Origin of the sequence: Staphylococcus lugdunensis (assembly GCF_002901705.1) — a bacterium.
Classification (GTDB): Bacteria; Bacillota; Bacilli; order Staphylococcales; family Staphylococcaceae; genus Staphylococcus; species Staphylococcus lugdunensis.
The window spans coordinates 345,076-361,842 of record NZ_PPPV01000012.1 but is presented as its reverse complement, the minus strand read 5'-3'; the positions used below and the strand labels follow the sequence as shown (position 1 = coordinate 361,842).

Annotated in this window: 16 protein-coding genes and 1 riboswitch; of the genes, 5 read left to right on the top strand and 11 right to left on the bottom strand. The window is 33.0% G+C overall.

The window, feature by feature from the left end:
* Nucleotides 1-52: 52 nt before the first annotated feature.
* Nucleotides 53-183, bottom strand: a riboswitch (FMN riboswitch).
* A 527-nt stretch (nt 184-710) separates the two neighbouring features.
* The 5 genes from CD041_RS02515 to CD041_RS02495 form a co-directional block, all read right to left on the bottom strand.
* Entirely contained in the window at nt 711-2,459 is a 1,749-nt protein-coding gene (locus CD041_RS02515; RefSeq protein WP_070648512.1) for an ATP-binding protein, read from the bottom strand.
* Nucleotides 2,443-3,168, bottom strand: a complete 726-nt coding sequence (locus tag CD041_RS02510) for a response regulator transcription factor (RefSeq protein WP_080606573.1) — start codon at nt 3,166-3,168, stop codon at nt 2,443-2,445. The genes CD041_RS02515 and CD041_RS02510 overlap by 17 nt, the downstream gene beginning before the upstream one ends.
* Nucleotides 3,169-3,314: 146 nt before the next feature.
* Nucleotides 3,315-4,055 carry a pseudouridine synthase gene (locus tag CD041_RS02505; protein WP_070648510.1) on the bottom strand — a complete coding sequence of 247 codons (741 nt, stop codon included), beginning with the start codon at nt 4,053-4,055 and terminating at the stop codon, nt 3,315-3,317.
* Between the two features lie 2 nt (nt 4,056-4,057).
* Nucleotides 4,058-4,591 carry an SMC-Scp complex subunit ScpB gene (scpB, locus tag CD041_RS02500; RefSeq protein ID WP_070648508.1) on the bottom strand — a complete coding sequence of 178 codons (534 nt, stop codon included), beginning with the start codon at nt 4,589-4,591 and terminating at the stop codon, nt 4,058-4,060.
* Nucleotides 4,584-5,315, bottom strand: coding sequence for a segregation and condensation protein A (locus CD041_RS02495; protein ID WP_002459061.1), 732 nt, complete (start codon nt 5,313-5,315; stop codon nt 4,584-4,586). Before CD041_RS02495 ends, scpB begins: the two co-directional genes overlap by 8 nt.
* 93 nt (nt 5,316-5,408) lie before the next feature.
* On the opposite strand from CD041_RS02495, the gene CD041_RS02490 reads away from it, so the two are divergent.
* Nucleotides 5,409-5,924: a DUF309 domain-containing protein gene (locus tag CD041_RS02490; RefSeq protein ID WP_002478161.1), complete on the top strand. Its 516-nt coding sequence runs from the start codon at nt 5,409-5,411 to the stop codon at nt 5,922-5,924.
* A gap of 12 nt (nt 5,925-5,936) precedes the next feature.
* On the opposite strand, the gene xerD is transcribed toward CD041_RS02490, so the two are convergent.
* From xerD to CD041_RS02475, 3 genes are all read right to left on the bottom strand, one after another.
* Complete coding sequence (gene xerD, locus CD041_RS02485) at nt 5,937-6,824, bottom strand: site-specific tyrosine recombinase XerD (protein WP_002478160.1); 888 nt, start codon at nt 6,822-6,824, stop codon at nt 5,937-5,939.
* A gap of 38 nt (nt 6,825-6,862) precedes the next feature.
* The gene (fur, locus tag CD041_RS02480; RefSeq protein ID WP_002459058.1) at nt 6,863-7,327 is read right to left on the bottom strand and encodes a ferric iron uptake transcriptional regulator; all 465 of its coding nucleotides are present in this window, start codon (nt 7,325-7,327) and stop codon (nt 6,863-6,865) included.
* Nucleotides 7,328-7,435: 108 nt separating this feature from the next.
* Entirely contained in the window at nt 7,436-7,978 is a 543-nt protein-coding gene (locus CD041_RS02475) for an NUDIX hydrolase (protein ID WP_070648506.1), read from the bottom strand.
* Between the two features lie 83 nt (nt 7,979-8,061).
* On the opposite strand from CD041_RS02475, the gene CD041_RS02470 reads away from it, so the two are divergent.
* Nucleotides 8,062-8,970, top strand: coding sequence for an aldo/keto reductase (locus tag CD041_RS02470; RefSeq protein ID WP_080606572.1), 909 nt, complete (start codon nt 8,062-8,064; stop codon nt 8,968-8,970).
* A gap of 547 nt (nt 8,971-9,517) precedes the next feature.
* Here the strand turns inward: CD041_RS02470 and CD041_RS02465 are convergent.
* On the bottom strand, nt 9,518-10,273 hold the full coding sequence (locus CD041_RS02465; RefSeq protein WP_002478156.1) for an SDR family NAD(P)-dependent oxidoreductase: 756 nt from the start codon (nt 10,271-10,273) through the stop codon (nt 9,518-9,520).
* A gap of 87 nt (nt 10,274-10,360) precedes the next feature.
* Between CD041_RS02465 and proC the strand changes: the two genes are divergently transcribed.
* Nucleotides 10,361-11,173 carry a pyrroline-5-carboxylate reductase gene (gene proC / locus CD041_RS02460; RefSeq protein WP_002478155.1) on the top strand — a complete coding sequence of 271 codons (813 nt, stop codon included), beginning with the start codon at nt 10,361-10,363 and terminating at the stop codon, nt 11,171-11,173.
* An 87-nt stretch (nt 11,174-11,260) separates the two neighbouring features.
* Here proC and rnz read toward each other — a convergent pair whose 3' ends face one another.
* Nucleotides 11,261-12,184, bottom strand: a complete 924-nt coding sequence (gene rnz, locus CD041_RS02455; protein WP_002478154.1) for a ribonuclease Z — start codon at nt 12,182-12,184, stop codon at nt 11,261-11,263.
* 154 nt (nt 12,185-12,338) lie between these two features.
* On the opposite strand from rnz, the gene zwf reads away from it, so the two are divergent.
* On the top strand, nt 12,339-13,823 hold the full coding sequence (gene zwf, locus CD041_RS02450; RefSeq protein WP_002478153.1) for a glucose-6-phosphate dehydrogenase: 1,485 nt from the start codon (nt 12,339-12,341) through the stop codon (nt 13,821-13,823).
* Between the two features lie 141 nt (nt 13,824-13,964).
* Complete coding sequence (locus tag CD041_RS02445) at nt 13,965-14,846, top strand: AraC family transcriptional regulator (protein ID WP_012990838.1); 882 nt, start codon at nt 13,965-13,967, stop codon at nt 14,844-14,846.
* A 264-nt stretch (nt 14,847-15,110) separates the two neighbouring features.
* Here CD041_RS02445 and CD041_RS02440 read toward each other — a convergent pair whose 3' ends face one another.
* Complete coding sequence (locus CD041_RS02440) at nt 15,111-16,757, bottom strand: glycoside hydrolase family 13 protein (RefSeq protein WP_070648677.1); 1,647 nt, start codon at nt 16,755-16,757, stop codon at nt 15,111-15,113.
* Nucleotides 16,758-16,767: the final 10 nt, after the last annotated feature.

The window sequence follows — 16,767 nt, the reverse complement described above, 5'->3', positions numbered from 1 at the left end:
CTTCCATTCATCTTGCAAAGAATTGGAGGAAAATTGTTCGCAACAAATAAACCTCCATCTTCTCCCATCCAGACTATACTGTCGGCTCTAGATTCGCACTAGATCAGCCGCTTGTTGAACACAAGCAGGTCGCAGGCTTTATTTACTGCCGGTTGGGAATTACACCCTACCCCGAAGATGAATTTTAAAATATTTTACGTCATTAATCATACGACAACACTAGCCGCAAAGCAATAAAGTTGCCCGGTAAGAGATGATGATTGAGAGCGGGACAGAATTCATTATGATTTCGTAGTTCCGTATCGGAAAGGTTGACTAGGATGGAAAAAGCTTGGTATAAGGATATTTTCAATTCAGTCAACTACTGCCAATATATCGTGCATAGTTAATCTCAATATGTTTTAACTGATATTAACTATATATAAGGTCAGGTCGGCTCATAAACGTCTCTGCTTAAATAGCCTTCGTCCTTATTTTTATATTAAGTCAAAGTCCAGCACAGAAAAAACTGACTAAACCAGTTTTTTCTAACAAAGCAAGCTGAAGTAGTCTCCTAAGCATGCGAGTCGATCATACAAAGTATTGAATATAAAAAAGCACAAAGACGATTTTTAATTTTAAATCATCTTTGTGCTATTATTTGCGGGTTTATGTCCCTGTCTGAATTCAGTGATATTATCTTTGATAAATTTTATAAATAAGCCTGAAGATTAAGGCTTCGGTAACTTGATTGTAAATGTTGTTCCCTCTCCAACGACACTTGATACAGTAATCGTACCTCCATGTTCTTCTATAATCATTTTACAAATGAATAATCCTAAGCCGGTTCCTTGTTTGCCACGTGTTCTGGATGCTTCAACCTTGTAAAAGCGATCAAAAACAAGATTTAAATGTTCAGGAGCAATACCACTGCCTGTATCATTTATGTGAAGCACATTGTACTTATCAGTATCTTCGCTAGTAATAGAAATTGTATCACCAGGTTGAGTATATCTTGTAGCATTATCAATAAGATTTGTGAGCACTTGATCGATTCGATCAGAATCGTAGTACCACAATGCGTCATTAGTTTCTGGAGTTAAGTACATATTTAATGATAAATCACTAGCTTGTTGTCTATACTTTGTTTGTATTTTGTTTAATAATGGTGCAATAGGTTGTATCTCTTTATTAACAGATAACCCTTCAGCATTCATTCTTGCAACATTGAGTAATTCATTAACTAAACGATTGAGCCTATTTGTTTCATCTAAGACAATTGATAATGACTCTTTAATTTCTTCTGGTTCTGTAACGATACCGTCAACAATTGATTCTGTATATCCTTGTAATAATGAAATAGGTGTACGCAATTCATGAGAAACATTAGCAATGAAATCTTTTTTCATTTGATCTAAGTTATGCTCATTAGTCATATCACGAATAATAACGACAATTCCACTGCGACCATCTTCTTGAATCTGAGGAATGTAACTCATAATGAAGACATAATAGCGTGTGTCAAAATCGTATTCTCGAAATTCTGTGCCTTTACTTGTAAAAGTATCTTCGATTTGGTCTTCAATTCGTTCATACATAGATTGATCAATAGTTGGTAAAATTTCATCTGCCATTTTATTTGATAATATAATGTCGCGATGATCATTGATACCTACAACACCTTCAGCCATTGAATTAATTAAACTATCACGAATATTTTTTGAGGTTGATAGTGCTTGAACATTTTCCTGAATTTCGAAACTCATGTCGTTTAATGCGCGAGATAGTTCACCAATTTCATCTTTAGTTGTTACAGATGAAATTTGAGAATAATCCCCTTTAGAAACACTTTTAGCCTGATTTCTAAGCTTTCTAAGTGGTTTAGTAATTCTATTAGATAGGAAAAAGGCGAAGACAGTTGAAATACCTAGGAAAATAATTGCAGTTATCAGAATAATAATCGTAATAGCGTTATTGGTATCTTCTATGGATTTTAAATCCTGATAAATAAAGACGCCACTATAATGACTGTGACTTCCCTTTTGAGCTTTCATAGGATAACCCAGTAAGATATAAGAACGAGAATGGTCATTATGTTTTAATGTTACATTTTGAGTTGCAGATTGACCTTTATTAAACACTGGAGAAAAGTGTTCGTTTTGATTAATCTCAGCCAACATTTGATTATTTAATTGTGACTCTTTAGCATTATGATGTGTTGACTTGTCTTTCATAATAATAACGCCACCAGAACCACTAATCAGTTTTTGGCTATGTTCAATAGCTAACTTTTTATTTTTAGATGTTTCAACAACATGACTGATTCTTTTGGCATCATCACGAATTGATTTTTCTGTTTGCTCAGTATAATAGTATTGAATAAAAGTTATTAATGCAGCACTTAATAAAATTAAAACTGTCGTTACTATAAAGATAATAGTTAACCACAGTTTTATTACAACACTATTTAGTCGGCTCATTGCTAGCTCTAACTTCAAATTTGTAGCCAACACCCCATACTGTTTGAATCATTTGTGCTGCATCTTCTGAAACACGATTAAGTTTTTCTCTTAAGCGTTTAACATGGGTATCAACAGTTCTTAAGTCACCATAAAATTCATAATGCCAAACTTCTTTAAGTAATTGTTCTCTATCAAATACTTTGTTTGGTGTTTTAGCTAAATATATTAGTAGTTCATATTCTTTGGGTGTTAAGTTAACTTGTTGATTATCAGCTAATACACGATGCGCATCATTATCAATAAGTAAATGATTAAATTCTATGATATCTCTCGCATGAGGCTCGCTTTGTTCGGCGCTTGTTGATTGTGTACGTCTTAATAGCGCTTTCACTCTTAAGACCACTTCACGTGGAGAGAATGGTTTAACAATATAATCATCAGCACCTGATTCGAATCCTTCAACTCGGTTAGTTTCTTCGCCTTTAGCAGTAAGCATAATGATAGGTGTATCTTTATGCTCCCGTAGTTTTGATGCGACCTCGATTCCATCCATTTCAGGAAGCATTAAGTCTAAAAGTATGCATGCATAATTGTGGTCCATGGCTAATTCATAGGCTTCTTTGCCGTCACTAGCCTCATGAATGTTAAAAGATTCTCTCTCTAAGTATAATTTGAGTAATCTTCTAATTCTGTCTTCATCATCTACGATAAGTATTTCCTTACTCATTAATTCATATACCTCCTACACATGCTATTTTCTTGTTTATTATAGCATATGGTAATTGTTAAATCTCTAATTTCAAATTTGATTGTGAAAAAATTAGCATGATTTTATAACCATAAAATTAACTTCAGCAAACTACATGTAACCGCTTACCAATTGCCGTTTTCTGCTTGATGACGTAATACTTTTACTTCATGAGGTGTTAATACGCGTCCTTCTCCAGCGTTAAGACCTTTTAAATTTAGTGAACCGAATTGTATACGTGTTAATTTATTAACGCTATGGCCAAAATGCTCAAACATACGACGTACTTGTCGATTTCGTCCTTCACTAATGGTAATCTCAACTAACGTTGTATTTTTGTCTTTATCTTGGCGTTTAATTTTAACAGTAGCGGGTTGAGTTAAACCATCTTCAAGTTCTATTCCTGCTTCAAGTGCTTTTACTTCTTCGCGCATAAGGTAACCTTTGAGTTTGGCAACATATGTTTTTGGTATATGGTACCGTGGATGGGTCATAAGATTAGTGAACTCACCATCATTTGTTAGTAGTAATACTCCGGATGTATCGTAATCTAAACGACCAACAGGATATATTCTAGTATCTAAGTCTTTAAAATAGTCAGTCACAACTGTTCTTCCACGGTCATCTGATACACTAGTAATGACTTGCGCTGGTTTATGAAACAGAATATATATTTTATCTTCTTGTTCCATTTTGATTCCTTCTACTTCAACTTGATCTGATGGTTTTACTTTTGTGCCAAGTTCAGTGACAACTTCTCCATTCACTTTGACTTTACCTTCAGTAATCAATGTTTCAGCTTTTCTTCTAGACGTATAACCACTATTAGCAATTCTTTTTTGCAATCGCTCTAGTTCTTTGCTCATAATCATTCTCCCTTTTGATTAACTAATTGACTAAAGAAATCTTCTATTTCTTCATCATCTTCTTCGGTAGTTGGTAAATCTTCTATTGTTTCTAATCCAAATACATTTAAAAATAATTCAGTTGTATACAAGTGATGGCTTCTTGAATGTTCAACATCTTTAGCTTCAATCATACCACGAGCAACTAATGTTCTAACAGCACCATCTGAATTAATACCTCGTATTAATTCAATATCACTACGTGTAATAGGTTGATTATAAGCAACGATTGATAACGTTTCCATTGCAGCTTGTGATAATTTCATATTTGACTTTTGTTGAACGAGTTTTTCAATATAATTAGCAGCATCTTTTTTTGTAGTTAATACATAAGTTTGACCGTAGTGATGAATTTCTAGTCCTTGAGATGAATAATTATCGATTAATTCAATCAATTGTGGTTTAGTAATGTCCAGTATCTCTAGTAATTGTTTTGTGTCAATACCTTCATCGCCAGCTGTATATAATAATGCCTCTAAGATTGCTTGTTTATCCAACTTGATAATTCACTCCCCTTACAATATCAATATCATCAAAATTTTGCTTTTGACTTATGTTTATTATGCCAGCCTTAGACATTTCTAAAATAGCAAGAAAATGCGTAACGACTTGTTCAATTGGTTCATGAAAAGTAAATAAGCTGAAAAAATTAAACGCTGTTTGTGTACGTAATCTTGTCGTTACAATTTCTGTTGCTTCTTCAATAGTGAATGTTTCTTTACTGATTTCTACAGTTTTTGGTGTGTGATACTCAACGCGATTTTTCACTCTTTGATAAGCAACAATCAGTTCTGTCAAATCAATGGTGTTTGATTTATCCCAACTTTCATTAGTTTCTAAATGAGATAAATCTGTCGGATGTTTTGTAAAGTAGAGATCTCGTTCTGCTTTCATACTATCAAGTATTTCTGTATATTCTTTATAGTTTTGATATTCAATTAGTCTACCTACTAAATCTTCACGTGGATCTTCTTCAAATTCTACATGATCATCTGATTGAGGTAGAAGTAATTTACTTTTAATCATTAAGAGTTCAGAAGCCATAACGAGATATTCACTAGCAATATTAATTTCTAGACGCTTCATCGTATGTACATATTGCATATATTGCTCAGTTAATGTTTTCATTGGAATGTCATAAACATCTATTTCATATTTCTGAATTAAATGGAGCAATAAATCGAGTGGACCGCTAAAAGCGTCTAATTTTACTTCATACATTTTTATCTACCTCATATTGCATCTATTGTGCATATTTATCAAAAATATTATAGCATGAATAGTAGATATATTTAAAATGAAGGATGTATTTATTTGGAAAAAGCACTTATTGAATTTTTTTATCAATTTCACAGACATCAACATTACTTTTTATGTCATGATATTTTAGAAGATGCATGGAAAGAGCAACCATCATATTCAAAGCAAGATGCTATTGTGAGTTTAATCTTATTTACAACAGCTTCATATCACCATAGACGACATAATTATAAAGGTGCTTTAAAAAGTTATAAAAAAGCACTAGTTACGATATGCAATGCGGTAGAAACACATCAATTACCATTAAACATTGAAGCATACCAACAGCTAATAGAAGAGAAAATTTATCAGGTTACAAAGCAGCATGAGTTTATTCCTATCTATTTGCCTATGACGTCTGAAGCAGAATTAATCGTCAAACGTTTTCATTCAGATTATTTCTTTGAACCAGAAACGTTAACCGATGACTATATTATTCATCACCATAAATTAAGAGATCGCTCTGCTGTAAACCAAGCTAGAATATTAGCTAAAAAGAAAAAGAGTCATAATAAAGATTTTAGTGACTGACATTAATCTTTATTATGCCCTTGGATGATATTGATTATATATTTGCCTGATTTGTGCTTTAGAAACATGAGTATATAATTGCGTAGTTGATATGTCTGAATGTCCAAGCATTTCTTGAACTGCTCTTAAATCAGCACCGTTTTCTAATAAATGTGTTGCAAATGAATGTCTTAAAGTATGTGGCGTTAATGTTTTCGTAATATTTGATTTTATGCCATATTGTTTAATCATTTTCCAAATACCTTGTCGAGATAATGGTTTACCATGCATATTTAAAAACAATACATTCGTAACCGTGCTTTTAAGCAATTGTGGTCGAATCTCTTTCATATAAGTCTTTAAATAATCTATGACAGTATCACCTAATGGAATAATGCGTTCTTTATCACCTTTACCAAACACACGTACAAAGCCCATTATGACATTAATGTTTTCTATTTCAATATGCACGAGTTCGGAAACACGCATACCAGTTGCATACATTAATTCAAGAATTGTGCGATCTCTATAGCCATTTTTTTTAGATAAATCTGGCGCTTCTAATAAACGTACAACTTCATCTATTTCAAGAACATCAGGTAATTTTTTCTCGTATTTCGGTGTTTCAAGTAATACAGTTGGATCTTTTGCGGCATACTTTTCTCGTAATGCAAATTGATGAAAACTTCTAATAGTTGAAATAAAACGAGCTAACGATTTAGCCGAACTTCCTTGATCAATTAAGTAACCTAAACACTCTTGTATCGTTTGACGGTCTATAAAGTCGATATGTTCAATATGTCGTGTTTCAAGATAAAGTTTATATTTATCTAAATCTCTACGATAGGCACCAATCGTATTTGGACTTAATCCCTTTTCAATTTGAATAAATTTTAAATATTCTTCTATGATTGTATTCATGTCATAACCTCTTTAAAACGGGATGTAACAAAGTGTCTTTAAGAGGATTTGTTATCTCCTTTACCTTTAGCTTGACATTCAGCACATATGCCATGAAATGTTAAGCGATGATCTAAAATTTTAAAATTAAATTCAGTTTCCACACGTTCTTCGACTTGTGGTAATAAATCTTCTTCAATTTCATCAACACGACCACACTCCATACAAACTAAATGATGATGAAAATGTTTAGCACCTTCTTTTCTTAAATCGAAGCGGGCAACGCCGTCACCAAAATTAATCTTGTCTACTACTTTTAATTCTGCTAATAATTCTAACGTACGATAGACAGTGGCTAACCCAATTTCTGGAGCACGATCCTTTACCTTCAAATATACATCTTCTGCACTTAAATGGTCCTTTTCATTTTCAATTAAAACGCTCACTGTTGCTTCACGTTGAGGTGTTAATTTATATGAAGATTGTTGTAATTGTTGCTTCACGCGATTTAAACGGTCTTCCACGGAAGCTTCACCCCTCTACTAAAAATTATAATCATTTTAATCTATACTGATAAAATTCTCATTTATAAAGTACCAGTATTATCAATAAAACGCAAGTAAGACTGCTTATTATTTAGAATTATTATAATGTAGTAGTAAATATTGTAGTGCGATGATTGTTTTTGCATCGGTGATTTCATTAGTTGCTAATCGTTGGCTTATCTCTGTTAAAGGTATTTTATGTAATTCGACAAATTCATCATCGTCTAAATGCATCTTGCCAGGTGATAATTTGTTAGTAAAGTAGATAGATAATTTTTCATTTGAAAAGCCAGGAGAACCATACATATCCGTTATATGCACAAGATGTTCAGCAACATACCCTGTCTCTTCAGACAATTCTCTTTTAGCTGCACTTTCAAGTTGCTCTCCTTGTTCTAATTTACCAGCTGGAATTTCTAATAAAGGTTGCTCAATTGGCTTGCGATATTGTTTAACTAATAAAACTTCATTCTCAGGGGTCACCGCACATACTGCTACGGCACCATTATGATAAATAAGTTCACGTTTGGCTCTTTTGCCATTCGGTAATTCCACTTCATGAAGTTCTAGGTCTATAATTTTCCCATTATAAATAACTGTTCTATCAATGGTCGTTTCTGTAAAGTCCATTATTTATTCACTCCTCTTTCATTTAGATGGATATATTGATAAGATAAATGCGTTAATTAAAGTGTATCGAAAGGAGCTAGGACATGCAAAAAAAAATTTTAAAGAGTGGCATAGAAATTTCTGAATTAGGTTTAGGTTGCATGAGTTTAGGAACAAATTTTAAAACTGCTCAATCTATTATTGATTGTGCTATCGAGCATGGTATTACTTACTTTGATACGGCTGATATGTATGACCATGGAATGAATGAAGAACTTGTAGGGAAAGCACTTAAAAAATACCATAATCGTGGTGATATCATCGTTGGTACAAAAGTAGGTAACCGTCTATTAGATAATGGTCAGACAACTTGGGATCCTTCTAAGAAACATATTAAAGAGGGCGTGAAACAATCGCTGAAGCGTCTAAAAATGGAACATATTGATTTATATCAATTGCATGGTGGGACTATCGATGATCCTTTAGATGAAACGATTAGTGCCTTTGATGAATTGAAGCAAGAAGGTATTATACGTTCATACGGTATTTCATCCATTCGTCCAAATGTTATTGACTATTACTTGAAGCATAGTCAAATTGATACAATTATGTCGCAATTTAATCTGATAGATAATCGCCCAGAACGCTTATTAGAACAAATCCATGCAAAGCAAGTTAAGTTACTCGCTCGTGGCCCCGTATTTAAAGGATTATTAACTGCTAATAGTATTGATGTATTAGATAGTAAATTTCATGAAGGTATATTTGACTATACGCATCATGATTTAGGTGAAACAATTGCTTCTATTAAAGAAATTGATAATAATTTAAGTGCGTTATCATTTAACTATTTAGTGTCACATGATGCATTAGGATCTATTATTGTTGGTGCAAGTTCAGTGAAGCAACTTGAAGAAAATGTGCATAATTATTTAATTAAACTTAGTTTAGACAAAGTTAAAGCAGCGCGTCATCGTGTAAAAAATATAGAATATACGCAGCATTTAACTTAGGAAAACAGCTTGGACATCAAAAATAAAATATTAGCGCAAAGAGAGCGGAACAGAATTTATTATAAATTCGTAGTCCTGCCCTGATAAGGTTGACTAGGATTGAAAATATGTTTAAATCAAGCTTTTTTCAATCCTAGTCAACTGTTGCCAATATTAGTTCATAAAGCTAAGACATCATGATGTCCCAGACTTTTTGCGCTTCTTTTATATTCAACACTTTGTATTTTATTGGTTCGTCTTCATAGGGCGCTGTCTCATCCGCCCCACCCCAACTTGCTTTGCTTGGTGAAATGCTTTTTGCATTTCTCTTTGTTGTTGCCCCGGCACTGTTTTCTCATGAGTTTTGTCATAAATATTATGTATTTACATGTCATTTTTCGGTGAAGTGCTTTTAAAAAAGTATGGCGCTTTTGTATCATTTAATATTCGTTAATAAACGCAATGAATGAGGTGCCTTATGAATAAGAATAATGACATGAAGCAACATATGTTATCAATAGAAATATCAGTTTTAATATCTTTAATGTTTAGCCTACAAATTATTTCATTACATTTTATTTTTAAATAATGGTGCAAAAATACGTTCAAATGTTCTTGGAGCAAGTTGATATATTTTGAGCATTTGATGCATCCATGTCGGTTGATTTATTTCTTGCTCTTTTCTAATTATGCCTTTAATAACTCGGTGTGCTAACTGTTCAGGTTCAATCATTAGACGACTATACTTTGTTGCATATGTCATCGTGGGGTCTGCTTTTTTATGAAATGGCGTTCGAATCGGACCAGCATTAACAACCATAACATGTAATTCAGGTGATTCTATTCTTAATGCGTTTAACGAAGCGTTTAAAGCTGCTTTAGATGCACTGTAATGTGCGGCATGTGCTTGAGTAACAAAAGCAGCTTGGCTTGAAATAGCTACGATTGACGCCCCATTAACTAAATAAGGTGCTAAACCATAAAAGAGCAAATGAAATCCAAGTAAATTAACTGCATAAGTTTCTATCATTTCCTTATTTGAATGAGCGGCTATAGATTTAAAGTAACCTAAACCTGAGCTATAAATAATGCCATCAATAGTTTCTGACCATTGAGAAGTAAGTGCTATAATGTCATTTTGTTGTTCTAAATCACAACATATTGTTTGAATATGTCCTTTGTATTTATTTAACGACAATGATTGATACTTCTCTATGTCTCTTATGATTAAGGTCACTTTTGCGCCATGACTTAGCAATGCTTTTACAATTTCTAAGCCTAAGCCACTTGTTCCTCCAGTTACAACATAATGTTTACCTATCATTTTGTTCTCCTTTTAGTATCAATTTCGACCATATTTTATAGTTATGTTACTATGTATCTATCAAAAGGGGAAGGAATTGATATAATAATGAAACTTGTTTTTTATGGTGCAGGTAATATGGCTCAAGCTATTTTCACAGGTATTATTAATGCAAATAAGTTAGAATCAAATGACATTTATCTTACGAATAAATCTAATGAAGAGCGCCTTAAAACATTTTCAACTCGCTTAGGTGTTGAATATAGTTATGATGATGCAGCTTTATTAAAAGGTGCAGATTATGTTTTTTTAGGAACAAAACCACATGATTTTGAAACTGTTGCCAAACGCATTCGTCCATATATACAAGATAATAATCGCTTTATATCAATCATGGCAGGACTGCCTATTGATTATATTAAACAGCAACTTGAAGTTAATCAGCCAGTAGCGCGTATCATGCCTAATACAAATGCGCAAGTGGGTCATTCAGTCACAGGTATTAGCTTTTCAAATAATTTTGGACCAACTGCTAAGCAAGAAGTGATTGATTTGGTAAACGCCTTTGGTTCTGTAATAGAAGTTGACGAAAGTCATTTACATCAAGTGACAGCAATTACTGGAAGTGGTCCAGCTTTCCTTTACCATGTATTTGAACAATATGTCAAAGCCGGGACAAATCTTGGTTTAGAGAAGCGTCAAGTAGAAGAATCAATCCGTAATCTTATAATTGGTACGAGTAAGATGATTGAACGTTCAGATTTAAGTATGGAACAACTTAGAAAAAATATTACATCCAAGGGTGGTACTACGCAAGCAGGGTTAGATGCGCTTGCAGAGCATAATATATCGGGTATATTTGAAGACTGTTTAAATGCGGCTGTTAAAAGAAGTATAGAATTATCTAAAAATGATAACTAATACAATTAAAACATTAAATAGAGTAGCATAGAAATCTTTAAGTTAAACTGATTTTCTGTGCTACTCTATTTTATATATTATTTATTTTTATTCAATTTTGAAAGTGTCGAAATCGTTTACAAATATGAAATTAGGTACATTGTCTTGCTGCAAAAGATGATTATAAATGTGATGAATATCCTCTTTATTATAGCGATTACTCATATGAGTGATTAATGTTTGCTTAACATGTGCCTGATGAATAAGCTGAAATACATCATCTATATGACTATGATGATAGTTATTTGCTAATGCTTTATCCCCTTCTATGTATGTAGCTTCATGAATCATTAACTGAGCGCCCTGTGCTATGATTTTCTCGTTGGCACATGGCTTAGTATCTCCAAATATTGCTATGATTGGACCTGGTTTTGCTAATCCTTTAAAGTCTTGGGATTTATAAATAATATTATTAAATTCAAATGTATCGTTATCCTTAACTTCTTGGTATTTAGGACCTGGCTCAAGTCCGAGTGCTTTCAAAGCTTCGACATTAATTTTACCTGGTGTTGTAGGCGCTTCAACTCTGTAACCATAAGATACAATGCCATGGTTTAGAACCTTTGCAGTTACCTTAAACCCATTATGATGATAACTAAAGCCATCGTCGATTTCTATAAAAGTAATTGGATAATTCAAGTGAGATTCAGATAAGCTTAAAGTTGTTTCAACAAATGCCTTGATTCCATGAGGACCAACCAAAGTTAAAGGTTTACTTTCTCCTCCTTGAAATGAGCGACTTGTTAATAAACCTGGTAATCCAAAAATATGATCGCCGTGCATATGCGTTATAAAAATATGATCAACTTTACCGAGTTTAATGGAATGATGTAAAATTTGATGTTGTGTTCCTTCGCCTACATCAAATAGCCATATTGAATTAGAGTAAGGTTCCAAATTTAAAGCAATTGCTTGGGTATTTCTTTCTTTTGTAGGCAAGCCTGCGCTCGTACCAAAAAACGTTACTTCCATGCATATGCCTCCTTTACTTCAATATATTTTATCATAAGTAATGACAATTGTTATAATAAGAAATAAAGTATAATATAAGCAAAAAGATATGAATACCTGTCCCTTTTATTTTATAATAAGAAAATCATATCCCTAAAGAATTGAGGTTTTGATCTTGAGTACAAAAAACAAACATATTCCTTGTTTAATTACAATTTTTGGAGCAACTGGTGATTTAAGTCACAGAAAGCTTTTCCCATCTCTTTTCCATTTATTTCAACAGAATAATCTTGATGAACATATTGCTATCATCGGAATTGGTCGCCGAGATTTAACAAATGATGAATTTCGTCAACAAGTTGCATCTTCTATACAACACCATGTAGGCAATACAGACTTATTAGATGAATTTATGACGCATGTCTATTATCATCGTCATGATGTCAATGATGAGGCAAGTTATCAATCGTTGTTAACTTTTTCAAATGAATTAGATAAGCAATATCAATTACAAGGTAATCGCCTATTCTATTTAGCTATGGCACCTCAATTCTTTGGTATTATTTCAGATTTCTTAAAAACATCTGGTCTTACTAATACACATGGTTTCAAACGTCTAGTTATAGAAAAACCATTTGGCAGTGATTTGAAATCTGCAGAATCTTTAAACAAACAAATTAGAAGATCGTTCAAAGAAGAAGAAATATATAGAATTGATCATTATTTAGGTAAAGATATGGTGCAAAACATTGAAGTGTTAAGATTTGCCAACGCGATGTTTGAGCCTTTATGGAATAATAAATATATTTCAAATATTCAAGTAACATCATCAGAATTATTAGGTGTTGAAGATCGTGGAGGATACTATGAATCAAGTGGTGCATTAAAAGATATGGTGCAAAACCATATGCTTCAAATGGTGGCTTTACTTGCCATGGAAGCACCTATTAGTTTAAAAAGCGAAGATATACGTGCCGAAAAGGTAAAAGTATTAAAATCTTTACGTAAATTAGAGCCAGAAGAAGTTAAACAAAACTTTGTACGTGGCCAATATGGTGAAGGTTATATTGATAATAAGCCAGTTAAGGCTTATAGAGATGAGGATCGAGTAGCAAATGATTCTAACACGCCAACGTTTGTGTCAGGTAAATTAATGATAGATAACTTTAGATGGGCTGGTGTACCGTTTTATATCCGAACAGGCAAACGTATGAAGTCAAAAACAATTCAAGTTGTAGTTGAGTTTAAAGAAGTTCCAATGAATTTATATTATGAATCAGATAAGCTGTTAGATTCTAACTTATTAGTCATTAATATCCAACCAAATGAAGGTATTTCACTGCATTTAAACGCTAAAAAAAGCATCCAAGGTATCGAAACTGAACCAGTTCAACTATCTTATGCAATGAGTGCTCAAGATAAAATGAACACAGTTGATGCGTATGAAAACTTACTTTTTGATTGTCTAAAAGGAGATGCGACTAACTTCACGCATTGGGAAGAATTAAAATCAACATGGAAATTTGTCGATATCATTCAAGAAGAATGGACATTAAATGACCCTGTATTTCCTAATTATGAATCTGGAACTAATGGTCCGCTTGAAAGCGATTTATTATTAAGCCGAGATGGTAATCACTGGTGGGACGATATTCAATAAAAACATAAAGAGCAGCATATCGTTTTATGTATTCGAGTGCTGTTCTTTTATTTTTAAATTAATGTGACCGTAATTGGTGTATATTTAGTGAAATTATTGTAAAATATAATGTAATGATTGAAATTTATTGGAGTGAAAGTTTTGGACGTTATTAAGCAGCTACAACAGGCCATTGTTTATATTGAAGACCGCATTACCGAGCCGTTTAATTTGCAGGAATTAAGTGATTACGTTGGTCTTTCACCTTACCATCTCGACCAATCATTTAAAATGATTGTGGGTTTATCTCCATCAAATTATGCTCAAGCAAGAAAAATGACACTTGCAGCAGAAGATATGATACAAAATTCATCACGTCTTGTTGATGTTGCAAAAAAGTATCAATATGCTAATGCAAATGATTTTGCAAATGATTTTAGTCGTTTTCATGGTCTCTCACCTATTCAAGCATCTACTAAAAAAAATGAACTTAAAATTCAAAAAAGAGTATACATAAAATTATCTACAACAGAGCGTGAACCATTTCCCTATAGATTAGAAGAAACCAGCGATATTGCGCTGGTTGGGCATGCACGATATATTAATACAAACCAACTATCCAATCCATTTAATGTTCCAGACTTTTTAGAAGATTTATACCTTGATGGTAAGATTAAAGATTTATTAAAGTATAATAATATAAGCCCTTATGAATTATTTGTCATTAGTTGTCCTTTAGACAACGGGTTGGAAATATTTGTCGGCGTTCCAAGTGATCGATACCCGATGCATTTAGAAAGTAGACGCTTACCTGGTCGTCATTATGCAAAGTTTAATCTGCACGGTGAGATAGATTATGCTGTAAATGAAGCATGGCATTTTATTGAAACGAGTTTGCAATTAACATTGCCTTATGAACGAGATAGCCTTTATGTCGAGATATATCCACATGAGATATCTTTTGAACAGCCAACTAAAATTCAACTTTGGTTACCAATACAACAAGAAACATATCATGTAGATTCAGAAGATGAAATAGAATAATGTGACAAACGACAAGTCTGGGACATAAAGTTCTTGGACAAATAAAAAAGCAATTTCTATTGAAAATAATATAGGAACTGGCTTTTTTAAGTATGTTGATGTGAAATTACGTATAAATGAGATGTATTTTTGCAAGACCCTTTGCGGTACAGAATTCATAATGAATTCGTAGTCCCGCCCCGGCAAGGTTGACTAGGATTGAAAAAGCTTGGTATTAGCGTATTTTCAATCCAGTCAACTACTGCCAATATTATAGTGGTCAAACTAAAGTTCTGCAACAAAACATTCATATGGTTGGACTCTTTCCAGAATTACTTCACTTGGATAATTGTGTAATTTAATCTTGGCATGCGTAATATCAAATGGTAAATTAAGTTTTGCTTCAGTTTTTGTTAAATTAGCTGCTACTACAACAGTTTTATCTCCAAGTGTGCGTGTGTATGCAAATATTTTAGAATTATCAGCATCTACTAAATCAAATTGACCATAAGTATAAATGTCATCAGATTTTTTTAATTTAATTAATTTTTTATAAAAATTCAATACAGAATGTTCATTACTTAATTGCTCTTTAACGTTAATCGTTTTATAGTTAGGATTGACTGGAAACCATGGTTGCCCTTCTGTAAATCCACCATTCACACTATCATCCCATTGCATTGGTGTACGCGCGTTATCACGATTTTCCATTTTATACTTGTCTAGTAGTTTTTCAACGTCTCCACCTGACTTTTTCACAATTTGATATTCATTTTTTACAGCTATATCATTAAATGTCTCTATGCTTTCAAATGGATAGTTGGTCATACCTATTTCTTGTCCTTGATAGATAAATGGTGTACCTTGTTGTAAGAAATAAACTACAGCGTGGCTTGTCGCCGACTCATACCAATATTTTTCATCATCTCCCCATGTTGAAACTCTACGTGGTTGGTCATGATTTTCAATAAATAATGCATTCCACCCTATGCCTTCGAGACGTTTTTGCCAATGATTTAAGACATTTTTGTAGGCGTTGACATTAAATTTTTGATCTCCTGTTGACCATAATCCGAGATGTTCAAATTGAAAAATCATATTAAATTTTCCTTCGTCCTCGCCTACCCATTCTTCTGCATTATCTGGATTAACACCATTTGCTTCACCCACTGTCATAATATCATAATGACTCAAAGATTTATCTTTCATTTCCTGAAGCCACGCTTGTATACCTGGTTGATTCATATCAACATCAAAGGCAGGTGCATAGGATTTACCAATTGGAACTGGTAAATCCCCTGCTTCAAATGTTTTCTTAATATGAGTAATTGCATCAACTCGAAATCCATCAATTCCTTTATCAAACCACCAATTCATCATGTCGAATATGGCTGTTCTTACTTCAGGATTATGCCAATTTAAATCGGGTTGTTTTTTACTAAATAGATGGAAATAATATTGTTGTGTTTGAGTATCATATTCCCAAGTAGATCCATTAAAGATACTTTCCCAGTTATTTGGCTCTGAACCGTCTTCTTTAGGATCTCGCCATATATACCAATCGCGTTTGGGGTTATTCTTGCTTGATTTTGATTCTATAAACCATGGATGCTCATCAGAAGTATGATTAACGACTAAGTCTAAAATCAATTTCATATCACGTGCATGAATTTCATTTAACAGTTGATCAAAGTCAGACATTGTACCAAATTCATCCATGATTGCTTGATAATCACTTATATCATACCCATTATCATCATTAGGTGATTGATACATTGGACTTAACCAAATGACATCAATGCCTAAATCTTTTAAGTAATCTAACTTAGCAATGAGACCGGGTAAATCCCCGATACCATCATTATTACTGTCATTAAAGCTTCTAGGATACACTTGATATGCGACCGCTTCTTTCCACCAATTTCTTTTAATTGACATAGTA

What these genes read in the sequence shown, in the direction of transcription:
- CD041_RS02515 (WP_070648512.1), bottom strand. Translation starts at nt 2,459, where the DNA reads ATGAGCCGACTAAATAGTGTTGTAATAAAACTGTGGTTAACTATTATC.
- CD041_RS02510 (WP_080606573.1), bottom strand. Translation starts at nt 3,168, where the DNA reads ATGAGTAAGGAAATACTTATCGTAGATGATGAAGACAGAATTAGAAGA.
- CD041_RS02505 (WP_070648510.1), bottom strand. Translation starts at nt 4,055, where the DNA reads ATGAGCAAAGAACTAGAGCGATTGCAAAAAAGAATTGCTAATAGTGGT.
- CD041_RS02495 (WP_002459061.1), bottom strand. Translation starts at nt 5,315, where the DNA reads ATGTATGAAGTAAAATTAGACGCTTTTAGCGGTCCACTCGATTTATTG.
- xerD (WP_002478160.1), bottom strand. Translation starts at nt 6,824, where the DNA reads ATGAATACAATCATAGAAGAATATTTAAAATTTATTCAAATTGAAAAG.
- CD041_RS02475 (WP_070648506.1), bottom strand. Translation starts at nt 7,978, where the DNA reads ATGGACTTTACAGAAACGACCATTGATAGAACAGTTATTTATAATGGG.
- CD041_RS02470 (WP_080606572.1), top strand. Translation starts at nt 8,062, where the DNA reads ATGCAAAAAAAAATTTTAAAGAGTGGCATAGAAATTTCTGAATTAGGT.
- CD041_RS02465 (WP_002478156.1), bottom strand. Translation starts at nt 10,273, where the DNA reads ATGATAGGTAAACATTATGTTGTAACTGGAGGAACAAGTGGCTTAGGC.
- proC (WP_002478155.1), top strand. Translation starts at nt 10,361, where the DNA reads ATGAAACTTGTTTTTTATGGTGCAGGTAATATGGCTCAAGCTATTTTC.
- rnz (WP_002478154.1), bottom strand. Translation starts at nt 12,184, where the DNA reads ATGGAAGTAACGTTTTTTGGTACGAGCGCAGGCTTGCCTACAAAAGAA.